This window comes from Enterobacter sp. 301B (assembly GCF_003850715.1).
In the GTDB taxonomy this organism is placed as follows: Bacteria; Pseudomonadota; Gammaproteobacteria; order Enterobacterales; family Enterobacteriaceae; genus Enterobacter; species Enterobacter intestinihominis.
The window spans coordinates 1-16,676 of sequence record NZ_PQTC01000041.1 but is presented as its reverse complement, the minus strand read 5'-3'; the positions used below and the strand labels follow the sequence as shown (position 1 = coordinate 16,676).

Sequence of the window (16,676 nt, the reverse complement as noted above, 5' to 3'; positions counted from 1 at the left end):
CATAACCTGAATCTGAGACAACATCTGGCAAGGCTGGGACGGAAGTCACTGTCGTTCTCAAAATCGGTGGAGCTGCATGACAAGGTCATCGGGCATTATCTGAACATAAAACACTATCAGTAAGTTGAAGTCATTACCCGAAACAGAGCTCGCAACCGCGTTTAACTATTGCCAAAACGGCAGCAACGATGAAATGAGCAATCCGGCGGAGAAAAGCATAAAAATGACTCCGCCGACTTTATTGAGTACTGAAAAAAGACGATGGGATGAGATTTCTCTTTTTATTGCGCTGGCAAAAACACCATAAATACAATGAATCACTATAACGCAGACCAGTACGCGACGCTGGCGGAAATGATCGGCAAATGTGACGAAGTGATGTACCTGAAGAAATAACGAAAGACCCTCTCCCGGAAAGCAGAACCGTGACGCTTTCCTTCCCGGCTGATCCCCTGCCCCGGGGTTCAGCCGGACGGCAGGAACAATATATTTAACCTCATGGCGCATAAAGTCATTTATATTTGCTCATGGCGCAATAATCCTCTCATCGCAACAATTACTCGTTTTTTGTGTCCATGCTGCAAAAATTCCTCTCTTCCTCTCCCGAGATCCGAAAAAAGGTAGTCCCGGATCTGCTTTCCGGCCACCGGCGCACAGCGGCCCGGCAACACAAGATGTAGCGGTTTTTCCAGATGTCAGTGACCCTATATGTTGTGTCCCTCCCCTGCCCCGTAACCGGCCGCTCACCACCGGAAAACGCCGCTTTGCTTATTCCCTGACCGTGGTACACTTCCGGAAAGTTGTTATACGCAAAAAAATCGGATCTGCCGGAAACGGCCATCCGGTAATTTAACAGCGTGACTGTGTGGATGATTGTTATATCCTGGTTGATTATTTCTGATGGGAGGTTCACAGTGTGAAATGAATAGCGACATAACAGTATGCTTCTGCCGGGCGTGTGCCAGCTTCATCATTAAGCTATACTGATATGCATACCATTAGTATGCATTCCGGAGTGCATTATGAAGCAGCGCATCACCGTCACCATCGACAGCGACAGCTATCAGTTACTGAAATCCGCGGACGTCAATATCTCCGGCCTGGTGAACAGGGCCATGCAGAATGAAGCCCGACGTCTGCGTGCCGAACGCTGGCAGGCTGAAAATCAGGAAGGGATGGCTGAGGTTGCCCGGTTTATTGAAATGAACGGTTCATTCGCCGACGAAAACAGGGACTGGTGAGATGCAGTTTAAGGTTTATGCCTATAAAAGAGAGAGCCGCTATCGTCTGTTCGTGGATGTGCAGAGTGACATCATCGATACCCCCGGGCGGCGGATGGTGATCCCGCTGGCCAGCGCCCGGTTGCTGTCGGATAAGGTCTCCCGTGAGCTCTATCCGGTGGTGCACATCGGGGACGAGAGCTGGCGCCTGATGACCACGGACATGGCCAGCGTCCCGGCCTCCGTCACCGGGGAGGAAGTGGCCGATCTCCGCCACCGGGAAAATGACATCAAAAACGCAATTAACCTGATGTTCTGGGGGATCTAACCTCCTTCCCGCCCGGAAAGACAGGGAGGATGTCAAAGCGAAGCATTGCCGCAGAGATTACCCCTCACACGGTGACTGTACTGAACTGCTCCTCCGGAGCGGATGGCCTGCCGTCTTTCGCGGCGTCAGGGGACACTCCCCTATCCGATCACTGCTGACAGTTGCAGGGTATAACCCTCAGGGAAAAAAAAGATGACCGACGGCGTGACCCGGACTGATGTCGACAAAACAATGTGGCTCGTGACACTGGCGGATATCATTACAAATAACAGTACCCGCCAGGAGGAAAATCTGGTCGTCATTCTGAGCAGGGAGGAATCGTGGGGGCCTGCTTCTGAACGTAATTCCAACGCGTTGTATCGGGCCTCCTGCATAATGACACTGTATCTGGCCGATACTGAACAGACGAAGACTCAGACTTTCACTGCAAATTACTGGCCTCTACTGAGTTCCCTGCACCTGTTTACAGAGGAATTCAGACTGGAAGAGCGCCTGCGGGGACACGGCCTGGGTACCTGGATCACGCAGCAGTTTGTGCTCTGGGCCAGAGGTCTGCCGCCTGAAACCAGGGTCTGGCCGATTGACATTTCGAAGGCTGATGAAAAAAGCGAAGAAAACCAGATCCGGAGGGACAGGCTGTGGCATGCAATGGGGTTCCGGTTCCCGGCCGGGCATAACTGCTCAATGCCGCTGGGGGTAGACGAACTGCAGTTGCCGCGGAGCAGGAGTTCAACGCTCCGGGTGGAGCCCCTGGCATCCGGAGTACGCCGGCTGGAAGACGGTTACCGCGGGCTGCAGGAAAAAATTGTGCAGCTGGAAGGGGAAATATTGTCGAAAAAACAGTTAATTGGTTCAATAAAGAAGCATCCTTTTCTTCATCTGTTGCACAGGAAATGGCGCCCGCTCCCGGACGGGAAATGTGATGCCCTGCCGCTGCGGGCAGCAAAACTGTCTCTGCCGCAGAGCGGGGATTCTGACCAGGAGGTGGAGCAACGGGCAACCGGGGTCATCCGGCTGGCTACCCTGTGTGCTCAGTCGCAGTAAAGGATCCTGGATCTGGAAAGGGATCTTGCCTCGCAAAGTGAGGAGCTCGTTGACCTGCAGACAAATCGCCTTTCTATCCTGTGGGAGAAAGTCGTCAACCTGGCCTTATTCTGGGGGGCTTGGTGACTTTTCTGGACTTTATCAAGTGGATGTTGGGGGCATGAATGTTCCCGTTCCATAGCCACACACTGAAGAGGACTGAAACCAGTGCCCGAAAATATCGTGTCTGTAATCACTGACGGGGTAGTTTTGTTTGCGACTTCGTCTGTTTTCTGGCTGGCCGTCGCTGGCTGGTTAGTCATCCTGACTCCGGTAATATTACGAAGAAAATTCTCGGCAAAGAAAAAAGTTAACAGAAATTATGAATAACCTGGTTCCAGTTGGATCTCCGTCATCTCCCGGAACATTGCTTCCGGTGGCCATCGATTACCCTGCCGCCCTCGCCCTGCGCCAGATGGCGCTCGTGCAGGATGAACTGCCGAAATACCTGCTGGCGCCGGAAGTCAGTGCCCTGCTCCATTACGTGCCGGATCTTCACCGCAAGATGCTGCTGGCGACGCTGTGGAACACCGGCGCGCGCATTAATGAAGCGCTCGCGCTGACCCGGGGGGATTTTTCACTGACGCCGCCGTATCCGTTCGTGCAGCTGGCCACGCTCAAGCAGCGCGCCGAGAAAGCGGCCAGGACGGCAGGTCGTGCTCCCGCAGGCAGTCAGGTCCATCGTCTTGTTCCGCTTTCCGATCACCACTACGTCAGCCAGCTACAGATGATGGTGGCCACCCTGAAAATTCCGCTGGAAAGACGAAACAAGCACACCGGCAGAATTGAGAAGGCGCGTATCTGGGAGATCACAGACCGTACCGTCCGCACCTGGCTTAGCGAAGCGGTGGAGGCCGCAGCGGCCGACGGGGTGACGTTCTCAGTACCGGTGACCCCCCATACGTTCCGTCACTCCTACGCGATGCACATGCTGTACGCCGGTATTCCGCTGAAAGTGCTGCAGAGCCTGATGGGCCACAAATCGATTAGCTCGACGGAGGTCTATACGAAGGTGTTTGCGCTCGATGTCGCAGCGCGCCATCGTGTGCAGTTCGCCATGCCGGAAGCTGAAGCTGTTGCGTTGATAAAAAAGTTAACCCCAGACCAATCTACATAGGTCAACTATGGGTATACCCCAGGTTTCGACCTAAAGTAGTTCTTGTGTGGGAAACAGTCCAAGCTTAATGGGGGGCTTATCCTGCCTCACCTTCTACAGCTATCAATCACATTAATGATGTTCAGAAAGGCCCTCATTGCCCTAAAGAAATAAAATGCAGCCATGAAAATAAAGAATAATTGAGATACAACTCCTGCTAAATCATGGTTGCTACCAGCCACTGATAGCAACGTAAATAGTAATGCAAGCGAAAAATATAAGGCAATTGTAGTATTTGAATTCATGTATATCCCCTTATGTATAGGACTGAGGCCACCCCCAAATTTTCACTATCGCGCAGTTATTGCCTCGATATAAAAGGTGTTACCACCCTGAACAAGATAACAAGATAACAAGATAACAAGATAACAAGATAACAAGATAACAAGATATTATCGTTGTTTTGCTTCTGCGATTAATCTGGATATCTCTGTTTTTGATAAACTTTTTAGTGCCTCTACCGCTGCCCTGACTACGTCAGAACGATTCACTCTGCTTTTACCTGAAATCATTTCACCCGTTATAAGATCATCAATGTCTTTTAAGTTTTCTTCAAAAAAGGAAATGCTCACTGGTTTTGCTTTACTTACAGCCAATGGTCTCTCTGAAGTCACTTTGGTATTATCAATACCAGCAGTACCACCGTTAATAAACGCTGCCTCATCACGAGATGGAGTATTTGCTCTATTTCTCACAGAATAACCTCTTTAACTAACGATTCGATTTCTTGTTGTGCTTTGTCATTTTGCGTTTCAAATATTGTCATTGATTCTGCCCAAGCATCTCGATGCGCTTTTCGATCACAAACTCGGGAGTTAGCCAGCCGCATTTCAGGATAATCCTTGAGTACGTCAGCTGCCTGATTTGCTTCATTGACAAACATGTTCGTGGGCGTCATGTTTAAAACGAGATATCCCCGGACGTCCTCATTAAAATCTTTTGCTGCTGTAAAAACAGAGCATGTATGAGGCACTACATCCAGGTCCATCTGAGAAGGCCGCAACGGAGAAATGAATACGTCAGCGGCCATCAACCCACTACGCATTTCTGCACTGTCGCGGCCAGCACAGTCTGCGATGACAAAGTCATAAGATTTCTCGTGTTCCTTTAGCATGGCTTTGATGTTGCCTGTTGCGCCAGTAACCGGAATATGGGGAAGATCTTCAGGACGATTGTTGTACCAGGTCAATACAGATTTCTGGTCATCTGCGTCGACAATGATCACTCGATTGCCCAGTGACATCAGATACGCAGCTATAGATACCGCCAGTGTACTTTTACCAACCCCACCCTTTTGACTACCCAATACTATTATCATCACAGCCTCATATTAAGTTGTTAAGTTAACAACTTAATATTGCCAAACAGGCGGCAATATTGCAATACCTTTATTAAGATAACATCTTATTAAGTTAATAACTACATGAATTATAATTGAATTACCTTTATACATTAACAAATTGGTAAGATGTTAGGATAACAAGATAACAAGATAGCAAAGTGGTGCCTTTATCCGAAATCCCCATAGAACCGCATAATGCGGCTTTCAACTCCAGGCTACCTTTAGGGAGGGTAGTATCAACCAGTTATGACCGCGTGAAGCAAAAAGTGGGGTGTAGTGGGAAGCCTTTGAATCTTCGGTGTGTCGAAGTGGGGAGTTGGTGAGACAAATTTGGTAAAAGGTGGGGAGAAGCGGGATTGCTTTTCACTTCTATCCAAAAAGGTGTGTTGAAGTGGGAAGGTGCGTAAGTATATACAGATAAAAACACACATTTAACAGGTTCTCATCCCGCTACAACACACCTATTAAGACGTTTAAGGCGAGGCTTCCCCTTACAACACACCTATCAAAATGTTTAAGAAGAGAGCTCCCGTTTCAACACACCTTATACAGCTGTTCCTGGTTTCAGATTTGCTGAGCGACGGTGGATCAGAATGAAAGTCTCTTTACCTTTTTTGGTGATGCTGTGGTCAAGGTACCCAATATCCTGCAACTGCTTGAGGGCCAGTTTAATGATACGGTTCTGTTCCTTTACCGGAGAGAGCAATGAGAGCCTGTCTCGTATTCGTTTGAAAGATATGGGGACTGGGTTCGTAGGCAGACTTTCGATGAAAGTATACAGGGCCTGAGCTGCTTCCTTTCGGGTTAAAGCATTTATCGGCTTATGTCGTAGCAGAACAGTGTAATCAGTTTGGTAGAGTTCCCATAGTCGCTGATCAGCTTCAAGTTCCACCTGGTCGTTTGCAAAATCCAGTTCACCTGTCTTAAGCAAACCTGTTACGGAAACTTTTTGAAGGCCCTCTGAGTCGCTACGGGTAAAGGTAATGGTCTTGCCACGTATCCTGGTCAAAGCTTCTGAAATACTTTTTCTAAGACGGGAATCGAATCTCTTAGACTCAAAGCGGCACATTCCAGCAAACTCATGAAAAGTAAGCTTAATGCTGTTGGTTTTTAAACCGTACTTACTGAAAGCTTCTATGATACCGACCCATACCTTGAAGTCGATGGCCATACTCAACCGTTCACCGGTTATACGAATATCGTCGTAACCCTCCCGCCTTGAGAATTCCAAATCCTTGAGAACAGAGGTCGCATCGATTGATGTTCTAGTGCCCTTTGCAGGCCTGCTTGAAGGAACAAAAACATTTAATCTCATCAGGGCTACAGGCTGAACTGTGGCCTTACTTGTGACGGTGAGTTTATTGTTAACACTTTCACAATCTGGACCTATAACCTCGCCGATATAAACATTCTCATTCATATAGTTATATCCATTCATAGCATATGATCGATATGTGCCTAAATATTAACTCTTTCCCGTTTCGACACACCTTTCTTCCCGATTCTACCCACCCTTACCCCGTTTTGACACACCTTTTTCCCGCTTCAGAACACCTTTCTCCCACTACGACACACCTGAAATCGCTACGAAGCCCGTAAACAAAGGTTTTGCCGCTAAAGGGATCAGTTTGGATCTATTTGGATAACTAAGGGTAAATTATTGGATCTACTCAAAGGATATGTGGATAACTCATTATGGAATCTATAGAACTTAAGTGCGTAAGGTGTTTTAAAAGGCTTCAGCTCCCCTGGTGCTTCCTCGCTCACTCGCGGGCTTCGCCCTGTCGTTCGGCTGCGGCGAGCACTGCTGGCTCTCTCTGAAAGGCAAAATTTAACCGATCCTCGCAACGGGGATATCTCTCCAGCGAGTGGTGTACGCAGGGGAGAGCATATCGCGTTTCATTTGCCAGGATGGCACAATTCCTCTACCGGCAAACCATACTTTACCCAGCCCTGAGTTGTTGATCCCGTCCAGAACCCTCATCAGCTCAGCACTGTGAGGGCGTGGCGGGCGTTCGTCGAACAGCTGCAGCTGCGAAACGCCGGAGCCGGTGAAGTCATTCAGCATAACTCCGGCTTTGGCATACCGGTGTCCATCCCTCCAGATACGCTCCAGAGCCGTTGTGGCGGCTGCAATGATGTCCCTGGTGTCCTGAGTGGGTGTAAGAAGTTTTTCCGTAGCCACGTTGCCGTAGTAAGGCTCTTTAACGGCGAACGGAGACGTTTTGATGAAAACGGAAATATGCCGGCAATACTGGTGCTCTTTACGCAGCTTTTCAGAGGCCCGCTCTGCGTGCTGACAGATAGCCTGACGGAGTGACTCGTACTCCGTGATCTTCACGCCAAAACTGCGGCTGCAGACAATTTGCTGTTTCGTCGGAGGGGCTTCCTCAAGCGAAAGGCAGCTTTCCCCGTTCAATTCACGTACCGTTCGCTCAAGGACCACAGAAAAATTTTTGCGGATGAAGGCCGGGTTCGTCAGGGCGAGATCGAGCGCGGTCTTAATGCCCAGCACATTCAGCTTGCGTGCAATACGGTTACCCACCCCCCAGATTTCTTCAACCGGCTGCAGTGAAAGCAGTTTCCGCGTTCTCTGCGGATTTCCCCTGGTCAGAGCAAGTACGCCACGAAACTGTTTCCACTCTTTTGAGGCCCACTGGGCTGATTTTGCAAGGGTCTTCGTTGGTCCGGCGCCCACGCCAATGGTCAGGTGGGTACAGTCATACACGTGCTGACGCAGCTGCCGGCCGAAGTCCTCAAGCTCCATACAGTGCTCCACGCCGGTCAAATCGAGGAACATCTCATCAATGGAATACTGTTCCACTCTGGGGGCCAGTTCCTCCAGGCAGTTCATCACGCGCGCCGACATCGAGGCGTAAAGTTCATAGTTACTTGAAAACGAATATATTTTTTCCGGGTACCTTTCGTTTTTTATCTGAAACCACGGAGTTCCCATTTTGATCCAGGGCTTCGCCTCGGCACTGCGAGCGATTACGTTCCCGTCGTTGTTGCTCAGGACGACTATCGGCTTTCCTTTCAAATCCGGTCGGAAAACACGTTCACAGCTGGCATAGAAGCTGTTCACATCGGCCAGGGCAAACATCAGTACATCTCCCTCGGGCGGTGGATGATATGCGTGACGACGCCAAAGATATCCAGCTCGTCGGGGTCAGGATAAATCGGCGACCAGGAGGCATTCATGGGCTGCAGCGTCAGTCGAGGCGTCAGCAGAAGCCGTTTAACCGTAAACTCCCCCTGTACGCTGGCGACAACGATATCGCCGTGCCGCGGCTTTTCAGCACTGTCCACAACCAGCAGATCGCCATTGTACAGACTACCGTCCGCCATGCTGTCTCCGCTGGCACGCAGGTAGTACGTCGCGCTCGGATGCCGTATGCAGTAATCATGGAGATCCAGATCGGACTCGACATAGTCAGCGGCAGGGCTGGGAAAACCGCAGCTGGCCAGATCGGCAAACAATGGATGGGCCTGTGGCGGGTGTTCTTTCCCGGTGCTGAAAAGCTGTAGCTTCATCTTTCCTCCTGATACTCTAATTTTACTGGTTATGCATACAGTTTGCGCCGGGAGACCGGTAGAGATCAAGGGGTGAAAGTCCCCGACCATTGAAGGACCAGCAATCCACAAGGTCCCCGAGTCATGCGTTGCATACCGCGAGGTATGGGGCGAAGCGTTGACAGGGGTGTTGACAGGCCAGCCATTGAGCCACGAAATGTATATTAAATTACCGGGTGCCGACGTTGTACTGTTAACGGAAGGCAAAATCATAGGGTGCGATACTGCGAGTGCCACATGGACCCGGCGGGGTCTGAGACCCTGGCATGTCAATACGATCTCTACGCGGGAACCGGGAGATCTCCCCTCTGACCATCTGCCAGTGTCGGAGATGGCCCGCACCGGGAAGACGAGGAGTCATAGCCGGTGATGTACGGAGAGGAGAAGTCGGACTCGCTCATAGTAGCGGCGAAGCAGGCGAACAACCCGAAAGGAGCGGAGTCAGTGGAGCGAAGGAGCGGGGCCAAGGGGAACGCGGAACAGCCACACATGCGCCGGACACAGAGCCGGGAAAGCATGTCACAGAGGCTGTCACGCGTGCGGGAAGCTGCGAAGCAGCGGAAGAAAGAACGGTTTACAGCATTGTTCCACCTGCTGACAGTCGAAGCACTGGAAGCCGCATTCCTCTCCCTGAGCAGGAAAGCGGCCGCCGGAGTGGATGGCATCAGGTGGATGGACTACGCCGGAAACATGAAGAACAACATAACAGATCTGCACCGGAGGCTACATCAGGGCAGCTACAGGGCGCAGCCCGGCAGGCGTCACTACATCCCAAAAGCGGATGGAAAACAACGCCCGCTCGGCATCGCCTCGCTGGAGGACAAGATCGTCCAGTATGCGCTGGTGAAAATCCTGAACGCAGTCTATGAAAACGACTTTATGGGGTTCTCATACGGGTTCAGACCCGGGCGAAGCCAGCACGATGCACTGGACGCACTGGCCACAGGGCTGGTACGCACTAACGTAAACTGGGTACTGGATGCCGACATCAGTCAGTTCTTCGACAGGGTGAGCCACGAATGGCTGATCAGGTTCACAGAGCATCGGATCGGCGACCGGAGGGTAATCAGGCTCATACGTAAGTGGCTCACAGCCGGGACGTCGGAGGAGGGTCAATGGCGAGCAACGGAGGAAGGCACCCCACAGGGTGCGGTCATCTCACCGCTGCTGGCAAACATATACCTCCACTACGTCTTCGATCTGTGGGCGCATCAGTGGCGACGTCGCTATGCCACAGGCAATGTGGTAATGGTCAGATACGCCGATGACATCGTCATCGGGTTCGACAAACGATACGATGCCCGGCGCTTCCGTATAGCCATGCAGCGCAGACTGAGGGAGTTCGGACTCACGGTTCACCCGGAGAAAACCCGTCTGATGGAGTTCGGCCGCTTCGCTGCCGAAAACCGTGCCATCAGGGGAAAAGGCAAACCAGAAACGTTCAACTTCCTCGGGTTCACGCACATCAGCGGGAAAGATCGCAACGGCAGGTTCATGCTGATACGAAAGACCCGCCGGGATCGGATGACGGCAACTCTGAAAGCCATCAAAGACGGTCTGCGAAGGCGCTGGCATTACTCAATCCCCGAACAGGGAAAATGGCTCAGGAGAGTGGTTCAGGGATACCTGAACTATCACTCGGTACCGGGCAACTTCCCCACCATGCAGAAGTTCAGGACACACGTAACAAACCTCTGGCGCCGGGCGCTCAGGCGCAGGAGCCAGAAGGATGATACGACCTGGACGAAAGCAAACAAACTGGCAGCCGCATGGCTACCAAGGGTTCGGGTTCTTCATCCATGGCCTGTGGAGCGGTTCACCGCCAGACACCCGAGGCAGGAGCCCGGTGCGTAAATCGCGCACGCCGGGATCTGTGCGGGGGGGTATCCGGTAACGGGTATCCCTACCGCGACATATTTAACAGCGTGACGATAATCCAGATCGCCTGCCGGGTAATGGTGCCAACTTACTGATTTAGTGTACGATGGTGTTTTTGAGGTGCTCCCGTGGCTTCCATCTCCATCAGTTGTCCCTCCTGCTCAGCTACTGAAGGCGTGGTGCGTAACGGTAAAAGTACTGCCGGACATCAGCGCTATCTCTGCTCTCACTGCCGTAAAACATGGCAGCTACAGTTCACTTACACCGCCTCTCAGCCCGGTACACACCAGAAAATTATTGATATGGCCATGAATGGCGTCGGATGTCGCGCCAGTGCACGCATTATGGGCGTTGGCCTCAACACGATTTTACGACACTTAAAAAACTCAGGCCGCAGTCGGTAAACTCACGCATACAACCGGGCAGTGATGTGATTGTCTGCTCTGAAATGGACGAACAGTGGGGTTACGTCGGCGCTAAATCACGCCAGCGCTGGCTGTTTTACGCGTATGACAGGATACGGAGGACGGTTGTGGCGCACGTCTTCGGTGAACGCACTCTGGCCACACTGGAGTACTGTCGGCCTTAGAGGTCGTGGTATGGATGACGGATGGCTGGCCGCTTTATGAATCCCGCCTGAAGGGAGAACTGCACGTTATCAGCAAGCGATATACGCAGCGCATTGAGCGGCATAACCTGAATCTGAGACAACATCTGGCAAGGCTGGGACGGAAGTCACTGTCGTTCTCAAAATCGGTGGCGCTGCATGACAAGGTCATCGGGCATTATCTGAACATAAAACATTGTCAGTAAGTTGGAGTCATTACCGGCCTACAGTATTGGGAAGCTTTTGGATGCCGCGTCAGCGGCATGGAGGCGCCAGATGAGGTTACATGTGTCTGTGGAGTCAAATGGCGCCGAAAGCCCGGCGTAGCCGGTTGCCGGGCTATAAATTCTGCCACCCTACCCCCTGCCCTGATTAGCCTTAACTCGCGAACAGCAATGAAGAAGTCAAAGTAATCCCTTTTAACCCCGGTGAGCGGGCTTTACGGCGTTTACGACGTAAAGGGCGTGATTTCCGGGGCCTTAGCGGCGGCAGCTTGCTGCTGACGCTTAGGGGGATGTTCATCAACTATTTCAGCGACACCAGGGAACTTCACACGGTAGCTGCAAAGCCCTAATCCCGCTCACCGCCACGCAGCTGCCGCACGTCCCCCACGGGGGTGCGCAGTGGGCGCCGTACTGCGCGTAACCGGCCGCACGCGGCCGGTTACGGGGGACACTCCGCCATACGACCAGCGACCCGCTGAGCTGCACAATCCACGGATAACACAAGCTACATACATGTCGATATGGGAATCCGCCCACCTTACCGGGCGCCGGTGCCGTGTGGGAATCCGCCCACCTTGCCGGGCGCCGCTGCCGCGTGGGAATCGGCCCACCTTGCCGCGCGCCGCTGCAGCGTGGGAATCGGCCCACCTTGCCGCGCGCCGGTGCCGTGTGGGAATCAGCCCACCTTACCGGGCGCCGGTGCCGTGTGGGAATCAGCCCACCTTGCCGGGCGCCGCTGCAGCGTGGGAATCGGCCCACCTTGCCGCGCGCCGGTGCCGTGTGGGAATCAGCCCACCTTACCGGGCGCCGGTGCCGTGTGGGAATCAGCCCACCTTGCCGGGCGCCGGTGCCGTGTGGGAATCAGCCCACCTTACCGGGCGCCGGTGCCGTGTGGGAATCAGCCCACCTTACCGGGCGCCGGTGCTGTGTGGAAATCCGCCCATCTTCATGACAAAAATTTGTCAAATGACAGGCTCATGTGTGCTGATTTATGTCAGACGGGATTTTGCTTATCAATTATTGAGAACAGAAATTTTCCTGAATCATCAATACTATACTTAGCAAGTAAAGGTGTTTTCTCATTTATCTGCTTGAGTGCAGGATCAAGGAAATATCGTTTCAACTCTGCCAAGTTCTTCTGCAGGGATTCCGGTAAGACGAAACGGTCATTTAACCAAGCATGAGTAGTAACCCATAAGCCTGAAGATTTGAATTGAGCAAGACTTTCATAAAGGCGGATCGTCCGGGGATTTCGAAGACTGCCACAATCGCGGAGCGAGTAGGTGGTGAACTGGTTGGTAATGACTCCAACTTACTGACAATGTTTTATGTTCAGATAATGCCCGATGACCTTGTCATGCAGCTCCACCGATTTTGAGAACGACAGTGACTTCCTGCCCAGCCTTGCCAGATGCTGCCTCAGATTCAGGTTATGTCGCTCAATGCGCTGCGTATATCGCTTGCTGATTACGTGCAGCTTTCCCTTCAGGCGGGATTCATACAGCGGCCAGCCATCCGTCATCCATACCACGACCTCAAAGGCCGACAGCAGGCTCAGAAGACGCTCTAGTGTGGCCAGAGTGCGTTCACCGAAGACGTGCGCCACAACCGTCCTCCGTATCCTGCCATACGCGTAAAACAGCCAGCGCTGGCGTGATTTAGCGCCGACGTAGCCCCAGTGTTCATCCATTTCAGCGCAGACAATGACGTCACTGCCCGGTTGTATGCGTGAGTTTACCGACTGCGGCCTGAGTTTTTTAAGTGTCGTAAAATCGTGTTGAGGCCAACGCCCATAATGCGTGCACTGGCGCGACATCCGACGCCATTCATGGCCATATCAATAATTTTCTGGTGTGTACCGGGCTGAGAGGCGGTGTAAGTGAACTGAAGCTGCCATGTTTTACGGCAGTGAGAGCAGAGATAGCGCTGATGTCCGGCAGTACTTTTACCGTTACGCACCACGCCTTCAGTAGCTGAGCAGGAGGGACAACTGATGGAGATGGAAGCCACGGGAGCACCTCAAAACCACCATCGTACACTAAATCAGTAAGTTGGCACCATTACCCGGGAAGAGGGGGAAAATCTAGTGTGACAAACTACCCTCAGGATAGGGTGACAAATTGCCCTCAATTCTGGCTCCACTACCGGTTACAGCCAAAAAACTATGAGTAAGCGCAGGATGCCAGGGAGGGAACAGCAAAACTGTGACAAATCACCCTCAACTTTCCAGATCAAATGTGACGAACCACCCTTAAATCTGTGACAGATAACCCTCAACTATTCAATCGTCATGGAGGTTATATCACGGAAGGAAAATACGATATGCGTCGTCTGGCGGCCTTTCTTTTTCTCGATGTAAGAAAGGCGCATTGGTGTCCGGCTGTTGATCTCGTCAACACTTGCCTGCAGGAAACGGCGGCGAAAGTCCGGCATACGCTGGTAACTTTGAGGTAGCTGGTAGCGTTCCATGATCCAGTCGATTTTCAGGGACACGACACCTGAGCCATCAGGTTTACGGTACTGGCACAGAGATTCGTATAAACGCATGGCGTACGGATTGGTAATCTCTTTTGTTTCACTGAGCCGGAACTGCGTAAACCGGTTCTGTAACCCGATGAAGAAGGGAATCAGATATGGGTTGATATGTACGCTGTAAAGCCCTCTGGATGGGCTGTGCGCACGTTTAATAAACCAGGGAAAGGATTCATACCCTTTTTCATCGCCGGCATCCTCTTCAGGGCGATAGAAAACCACTTCCTTACCCGCAAAACCTTTTAAAGCCTGTCGTATATCCTTACTGGCTTCAGCGGAGGTCAGCCCGAATGTTTCAGCGTATTTAGCAACGTGAATTTCGCAGATGCCGTCATGTTCCTGCAGGGAGCCGTCGGATTTTCTGATCTGGTCAACGAACAGATACAGCATACGCTTTTGATCCCTGGAGAGACTATATGCCGCCTCAGTCAGCTCGTTTGACTGGACAATCCGCGGGCTATTTTTACGTTTTTTATGGTTTATAACCGCTATTTCCGCCATGACAGGTCCATGTGAAGTGTGACAGACTTTAAGATTGTCACACTTCATAAAACAGAGTCAACAGGGATGGATAACTTTGTGAAAAGCAACGCTTCCTGAGGGCAATTTGTCACAGGGTTAAGGGCAACTTGTCACAGAAATGGCGGCTATTTGAGGGTGATTTGTCACACTGAAAGGGCGTTTTGTCACAGATCCCTCTCTGGAACCCGCATGGATAAAGGCCTGTGGGCATTCTAAAAATAAAGATCTAACAACTATTTAAAAAGATCTTATAAAAATATCCCCGTGGATAAGTGGATAAGTGGATAACCCCTATGGGAGGTGATTTTGCAGGCATTGAGCGTATGCAGAATTTATGAGTACTGTTCCATGGTGCTTCCTCGCTCACTCGGGGCTTCGCCCTGTCGCTCGGCTGCGGCGAGCACTGCTGGCTCGATTATATCTGTGGCCAGAAGTTAGACATACAGCCTATTCTGTCCAGTTCTGGGTAATGTGCTACCAACTTGCTGATTTAGTGTATGATGGTGGTTTTGAGGTGCTCCAGTGGCTTCCATCTCCATCAGCTGTCCCTCCTGCTCAGCTACTGAAGGCGTGGTGCGTAACGGTAAAAGTACTGCCGGACATCAGCGCTATATCTGCTCTCACTGCCGTAAAACATGGCAGCTACAGTTCACTTACACCGCCTCTCAGGCAGCAGTCGGTAAACTCACGCATACAACCGGGCAGTGACGTCATTGTCTGCGCTGAAATGGATGAACAGTGGGGCTACGTCGGCGCTAAATCACGCAAGCGCTGGTTGTTTTACGCGTATGACAGGATACGGAGGACGGTTGTGGCGCACGTATTCGGTGAACGCACGCTGGCCACGCTGGAGCGTCTTCCGGGCCTGCTGTCGGCCTTTGAGGTCGTGGTATGGATGACGGATGACTGGCCGCTTTATGAATCACGCCTGAAGGGAGAACTACATGACAAAGTCATTGGACATTATCTGAACATAAAACACTACCAGTAAGTTGGAGTCATTACCCCTCAATCAAACGTGAGAAGTCGTCACCTTTAAAACTGGTCACATTTTCAATACCCAGATCGGAAGCAGACTGGTTGATAGTCTCTACCGCATAGAACTTTGCACCAGTCAGGCGCGGGGCTAACAGGTAAGATGAAATTAAGGTTTTACGAACACTGCCACTGTAATTAATTACCGCTACTTTCATAAATCACCTCAGAATTTTTTGTTGAACTTCTTAGGGTCGAAATTCTCACCGATTTTCTTGAAGAATTCTTTATCAATAATGCCGGGACTCTCTGCTTTTTTACTTTCCTGCGCTTCAGGCTCAGACGGTTGTGTATTGTGCAATACACTTTCCGCTGCACCCTTCGCGCTACTCTTATCATGTGTATTGTGCAATACATTTTTTCGGTTTTGCCGCGTTCTATACAGTGCCATCTCAAGCCCTTTGGCTGTTACCGAAAAGCTGTATTCGCTGTCGAGGATTTCAGCAATTTCATGCCGCGTTAGCCCTCTGTCCAGCCAGTTCTCGATTTCATTTAGGCGCAATCTGACAGCAGCCGATAAGTTGCGGGGTTTCAGATCTGCTGGTTTATTCATAACCCCCTCCGTTGTATGAAAATGACTCTACAACACTCGTAAGAAGGGGTCAATCGAGTTTTGTAGTTTATCTGTAGTTTTATTGTAGTCTATTTGTAGTCTTACAACACTAAGGCAAAACGTTTTTTGTAGTTTATCTGTAGTTTATCTGTAGTTTTTGGTTGCTCAGATGGTCATGCAAGCATGACCATCAAAGAATAGGACGCTTTTTAGCCAAATGCCCCTTAACCTACGGAGATCGCCCTACCAAAAAAAGATGATTTTTTATCCCTTAACCTGCTATACACCTAACGCAGCGTGATAAATCACGCTATCACACTGATTTAAAAGGAAAAAAACAAAATTTAGCCATGCTGCGGTATTACCCAGGTATTACAAATCAAATCTAAATTACTGATTTAAATAACTTTTTATTTATTACTTTGGTAATACTATGATTTCACCGTATTAGACACCCTTTTTTCGTTTAAAAAATGCACAAATTGAGGACTGAATGGGCTTTGTTAATGGAATGGTCGCCTCCCATCTCTTGTGCCACAGTGGGACGATAAATCGTCACTCATTGAACGGAGCGCTGCTATCATGAACGTTAAAACTATTGGAATCGATTTGGCAAAAAACGT

The 16,676-nt window shown here is 50.9% G+C and carries 15 protein-coding genes and 5 pseudogenes; 10 read left to right on the top strand and 10 right to left on the bottom strand.

Going from position 1 to position 16,676, the window contains the following annotated elements; all coding sequences use genetic code 11:
- The 7 genes and pseudogenes from C3451_RS23045 to C3451_RS23020 all read left to right on the top strand — a co-directional run.
- A partial coding sequence (locus C3451_RS23045; RefSeq protein WP_001680212.1) for an IS1 family transposase occupies positions 1–123 on the top strand: 123 nt, incomplete at its 5' end.
- A 201-nt stretch (positions 124–324) separates the two neighbouring features.
- Positions 325–448 (top strand): annotated as a pseudogene (locus C3451_RS24775) (GGDEF domain-containing protein); the annotation flags it as partial.
- A gap of 159 nt (positions 449–607) precedes the next feature.
- A pseudogene (locus tag C3451_RS23040) lies at positions 608–853 on the top strand (hypothetical protein); the annotation flags it as partial.
- A 169-nt stretch (positions 854–1,022) separates the two neighbouring features.
- Positions 1,023–1,241, top strand: coding sequence for a type II toxin-antitoxin system antitoxin CcdA (gene ccdA / locus C3451_RS23035; protein WP_006788213.1), 219 nt, complete (start codon positions 1,023–1,025; stop codon positions 1,239–1,241).
- Position 1,242: 1 nt separating this feature from the next.
- Positions 1,243–1,548, top strand: a complete 306-nt coding sequence (gene ccdB, locus C3451_RS23030) for a type II toxin-antitoxin system toxin CcdB (protein WP_006788214.1) — start codon at positions 1,243–1,245, stop codon at positions 1,546–1,548.
- A 192-nt stretch (positions 1,549–1,740) separates the two neighbouring features.
- Positions 1,741–2,756, top strand: a pseudogene (locus C3451_RS24665) (hypothetical protein).
- A 197-nt stretch (positions 2,757–2,953) separates the two neighbouring features.
- The gene (locus C3451_RS23020; RefSeq protein ID WP_016240356.1) at positions 2,954–3,748 is read left to right on the top strand and encodes a site-specific integrase; all 795 of its coding nucleotides are present in this window, start codon (positions 2,954–2,956) and stop codon (positions 3,746–3,748) included.
- Positions 3,749–4,179: 431 nt separating this feature from the next.
- Here the strand turns inward: C3451_RS23020 and C3451_RS24660 are convergent, their stop codons facing one another.
- The 5 genes from C3451_RS24660 to umuD all read right to left on the bottom strand — a co-directional run bounded on the left by C3451_RS24660 (position 4,180) and on the right by umuD (position 8,663).
- Positions 4,180–4,482, bottom strand: a complete 303-nt coding sequence (locus C3451_RS24660) for a hypothetical protein (protein ID WP_004197636.1) — start codon at positions 4,480–4,482, stop codon at positions 4,180–4,182.
- Positions 4,479–5,105 (bottom strand): ParA family plasmid-partitioning AAA ATPase, encoded by a 627-nt coding sequence (locus C3451_RS23010; RefSeq protein ID WP_016946792.1) that lies wholly within the window; start codon positions 5,103–5,105, stop codon positions 4,479–4,481. Before C3451_RS23010 ends, C3451_RS24660 begins: the two co-directional genes overlap by 4 nt.
- A gap of 568 nt (positions 5,106–5,673) precedes the next feature.
- Complete coding sequence (locus C3451_RS23005) at positions 5,674–6,549, bottom strand: RepB family plasmid replication initiator protein (protein ID WP_004098982.1); 876 nt, start codon at positions 6,547–6,549, stop codon at positions 5,674–5,676.
- Between the two features lie 411 nt (positions 6,550–6,960).
- The gene (locus C3451_RS23000) at positions 6,961–8,232 is read right to left on the bottom strand and encodes a Y-family DNA polymerase (RefSeq protein ID WP_063139393.1); all 1,272 of its coding nucleotides are present in this window, start codon (positions 8,230–8,232) and stop codon (positions 6,961–6,963) included.
- Entirely contained in the window at positions 8,232–8,663 is a 432-nt protein-coding gene (gene umuD / locus C3451_RS22995; protein WP_006796638.1) for a translesion error-prone DNA polymerase V autoproteolytic subunit, read from the bottom strand. The genes C3451_RS23000 and umuD overlap by 1 nt, the downstream gene beginning before the upstream one ends.
- A gap of 405 nt (positions 8,664–9,068) precedes the next feature.
- Here umuD and ltrA point away from each other — a divergent pair, with 405 nt between their 5' ends.
- Together ltrA and C3451_RS22980 are read left to right on the top strand one after the other, a co-directional pair.
- Entirely contained in the window at positions 9,069–10,556 is a 1,488-nt protein-coding gene (ltrA, locus tag C3451_RS22985) for a group II intron reverse transcriptase/maturase (RefSeq protein ID WP_004178082.1), read from the top strand.
- 152 nt (positions 10,557–10,708) lie between these two features.
- Positions 10,709–11,393 (top strand): annotated as a pseudogene (locus C3451_RS22980) (IS1 family transposase).
- A 1,012-nt stretch (positions 11,394–12,405) separates the two neighbouring features.
- Here the strand turns inward: C3451_RS22980 and C3451_RS22975 are convergent.
- The 3 genes from C3451_RS22975 to repE form a co-directional block, all read right to left on the bottom strand.
- Positions 12,406–12,651, bottom strand: coding sequence for a replication initiation protein (locus C3451_RS22975; protein ID WP_230784493.1), 246 nt, complete (start codon positions 12,649–12,651; stop codon positions 12,406–12,408).
- 72 nt (positions 12,652–12,723) lie between these two features.
- Positions 12,724–13,421 (bottom strand): IS1 family transposase gene (locus C3451_RS22970; RefSeq protein WP_223862078.1). Its coding sequence is split into 2 segments (ribosomal slippage): positions 12,724–13,172 and positions 13,172–13,421, totalling 699 coding nucleotides; the frame shifts between segments, so codons are not numbered across the junction.
- A 267-nt stretch (positions 13,422–13,688) separates the two neighbouring features.
- A complete protein-coding gene (gene repE / locus C3451_RS22965; RefSeq protein WP_000807690.1) occupies positions 13,689–14,444 on the bottom strand; it encodes a replication initiation protein RepE in 756 nt (251 codons plus the stop codon).
- Between the two features lie 543 nt (positions 14,445–14,987).
- On the opposite strand from repE, the pseudogene C3451_RS22960 reads away from it, so the two are divergent.
- Positions 14,988–15,456: pseudogene (locus C3451_RS22960) on the top strand (IS1 family transposase).
- Between the two features lie 10 nt (positions 15,457–15,466).
- On the opposite strand, the gene C3451_RS22955 reads toward C3451_RS22960, so the two are convergent.
- Positions 15,467–15,658 carry a hypothetical protein gene (locus C3451_RS22955; protein WP_000861580.1) on the bottom strand — a complete coding sequence of 64 codons (192 nt, stop codon included), beginning with the start codon at positions 15,656–15,658 and terminating at the stop codon, positions 15,467–15,469.
- Positions 15,659–15,666: 8 nt separating this feature from the next.
- On the bottom strand, positions 15,667–16,053 hold the full coding sequence (stbA, locus tag C3451_RS22950) for a plasmid stabilization protein StbA (RefSeq protein WP_006796897.1): 387 nt from the start codon (positions 16,051–16,053) through the stop codon (positions 15,667–15,669).
- Positions 16,054–16,676 lie beyond the last annotated feature (623 nt).

What these genes read in the sequence shown, in the direction of transcription:
- ccdA (WP_006788213.1), top strand. Translation starts at nt 1,023, where the DNA reads ATGAAGCAGCGCATCACCGTCACCATCGACAGCGACAGCTATCAGTTA.
- ccdB (WP_006788214.1), top strand. Translation starts at nt 1,243, where the DNA reads ATGCAGTTTAAGGTTTATGCCTATAAAAGAGAGAGCCGCTATCGTCTG.
- C3451_RS23020 (WP_016240356.1), top strand. Translation starts at nt 2,954, where the DNA reads ATGAATAACCTGGTTCCAGTTGGATCTCCGTCATCTCCCGGAACATTG.
- C3451_RS23010 (WP_016946792.1), bottom strand. Translation starts at nt 5,105, where the DNA reads ATGATAATAGTATTGGGTAGTCAAAAGGGTGGGGTTGGTAAAAGTACA.
- C3451_RS23005 (WP_004098982.1), bottom strand. Translation starts at nt 6,549, where the DNA reads ATGAATGAGAATGTTTATATCGGCGAGGTTATAGGTCCAGATTGTGAA.
- C3451_RS23000 (WP_063139393.1), bottom strand. Translation starts at nt 8,232, where the DNA reads ATGTTTGCCCTGGCCGATGTGAACAGCTTCTATGCCAGCTGTGAACGT.
- umuD (WP_006796638.1), bottom strand. Translation starts at nt 8,663, where the DNA reads ATGAAGCTACAGCTTTTCAGCACCGGGAAAGAACACCCGCCACAGGCC.
- repE (WP_000807690.1), bottom strand. Translation starts at nt 14,444, where the DNA reads ATGGCGGAAATAGCGGTTATAAACCATAAAAAACGTAAAAATAGCCCG.
- C3451_RS22955 (WP_000861580.1), bottom strand. Translation starts at nt 15,658, where the DNA reads ATGAAAGTAGCGGTAATTAATTACAGTGGCAGTGTTCGTAAAACCTTA.
- stbA (WP_006796897.1), bottom strand. Translation starts at nt 16,053, where the DNA reads ATGAATAAACCAGCAGATCTGAAACCCCGCAACTTATCGGCTGCTGTC.